Below are 1554 nucleotides of genomic sequence, written 5' to 3'. Positions count from 1 at the left end.
GTGCCGCTCAGGCGGCCGTCGGCCGGGCCCGCACCCAGGTCCCGTCCTCGGTCAGATAGGTGTCGACCGTCAGCCCGGCCTCGGCGAGCGCCTGTTCGAACTCGGGCCGGTCCATCGGGCGGGACGGGAAGGTCTGGGTCCACCGGGCGTCCGGGAACTCGTACACGACGTGGACCTGGTTCACCCCGTCGCCGAGGGGTGTGGCCGACTCCACCCTGACCAGGCCGTTCTCCCCGAGCGCCCGCTCGCGCGGGATGTTCGTCTGCCAGTCCTCGCCCTCGCGCTGGACGAGCACGCAGCCGTCCGGGGCGACGTGCCGGCGGCAGGTCTCCAGCAGGCCCCGGCGGACGGCGAGGCTGCCGGCGTGCACCAGGAAGGAGGCGAGCAGGACGACGTCGAAGCGTTCGCCGAGGTCCAGCCGTTCGATCGGGGAGAGCGCCGTGCGGGCCCTGCGGATCCGCTCCAGCATCCGCGCCGACTCGTCCACGGCCGTCACCCGGAAGCCCTGTTCCACCAGCGGGTGGGTCATCCGGCCGACGCCGCAGCCGAGTTCCAGCAGGCTCGCGCCGGGCGGTACGGCGCCGGCGATCACCTCGACCTCGTCGCGGATCGGCAACCGTTCGTAGAGCTCGACCGCGCATCCGTCCGGGGTGATCGCCCCGGGGCCGGTGCCGTCGTATCCCTCGCGTCGTTCGTCGGTCATGCGAACCATCGGAGCACGGCCGGTGCGCGGGGGGAAGAGCGCGGGGCGAACGATGTTTGGCAGATACCCCCAGGGGGTATACAGTCATCGACGAGCCGGGCAGCACGGCGAAGGATCGAGTACGTGGAGGACGACATGGCGCACCCCGCCCAGCACGAGCGGCAGCACAGCGGTCACGACAACCACGGCCACCATGGGAACCACGGCAACGGGAACCACGGGCACGATGCGGGCCATGGGCAGCACGAGCAGCATGGGCAGCACATGAACCATGAACAGCACCAACACCATGCGGGGCATGCGCACCACGCACAGCACGGGACCGGCGGCGGGGGCGTGACCTGGGCGGCCGCCGCGCAGGCGACGCTGCACTGCCTCACCGGCTGCGCCATCGGCGAGATCCTCGGCATGGTGCTGGGCACCGCCTTCGGCCTGCACAACGGCGGCACCGTGGTGCTCTCGGTCCTGCTGGCCTTCGTCTTCGGCTACGCGCTGACCATGCGCGGCGTGCTCAAGGCGGGTCTGGACGTCCGCACCGCCGTGAAGGTCGCGCTGGCCGCCGACACCGTCTCGATCATCGTCATGGAGATCATCGACAACAGCGTGATGGTGACCGTGCCCGGTGCCATGGACGCGGGTCTCGGCGACATCCTGTTCTGGCTCGCGCTGGCCGGTTCGCTGGTCCTGGCCTTCCTCCTGACCGTCCCGGTCAACAAGTGGATGATCGGCAAGGGGCGCGGCCACGCCGTGGTCCACGCCTACCACCAGCACTGACCGGCCCACCAGCACTGACCGGTCCACCGGCGCTGCCCGCCGCACCGGACGCCGCGGCCCGCGCCGACCCCTCCGCA

General features: G+C 71.4%; 3 protein-coding genes. 1 reads left to right on the top strand and 2 read right to left on the bottom strand.

Annotation, left to right across the window (positions count from 1 at the left end; all coding sequences use genetic code 11):
* Positions 1 to 7: 7 nt before the first annotated feature.
* Together VR45_RS28560 and VR45_RS50195 are read right to left on the bottom strand one after the other, a co-directional pair.
* Positions 8 to 703, bottom strand: a complete 696-nt coding sequence (locus VR45_RS28560) for a class I SAM-dependent methyltransferase (protein ID WP_045942740.1) — start codon at positions 701 to 703, stop codon at positions 8 to 10.
* Between the two features lie 84 nt (positions 704 to 787).
* Positions 788 to 1012 (bottom strand): hypothetical protein, encoded by a 225-nt coding sequence (locus tag VR45_RS50195; RefSeq protein WP_199926019.1) that lies wholly within the window; start codon positions 1010 to 1012, stop codon positions 788 to 790.
* On the opposite strand from VR45_RS50195, the gene VR45_RS28550 reads away from it, so the two are divergent.
* The gene (locus tag VR45_RS28550; RefSeq protein WP_063772559.1) at positions 968 to 1477 is read left to right on the top strand and encodes a DUF4396 domain-containing protein; all 510 of its coding nucleotides are present in this window, start codon (positions 968 to 970) and stop codon (positions 1475 to 1477) included. The genes VR45_RS50195 and VR45_RS28550 overlap by 45 nt on opposite strands.
* Positions 1478 to 1554: the final 77 nt, after the last annotated feature.

This window comes from Streptomyces sp. NRRL S-495 (assembly GCF_000966955.1).
Taxonomy (GTDB): Bacteria; Actinomycetota; Actinomycetes; order Streptomycetales; family Streptomycetaceae; genus Kitasatospora; species Kitasatospora purpeofusca.
Note: the sequence above shows the minus strand (reverse complement) of the source record. Positions and strands in the feature narration are given on the sequence as shown.

Excerpts from the sequence above, each read along its gene's own strand:
- VR45_RS28560 (WP_045942740.1), bottom strand. The coding sequence starts at position 703 with ATGACCGACGAACGACGCGAGGGATACGACGGCACCGGCCCCGGGGCG.
- VR45_RS28550 (WP_063772559.1), top strand. The coding sequence starts at position 968 with ATGAACCATGAACAGCACCAACACCATGCGGGGCATGCGCACCACGCA.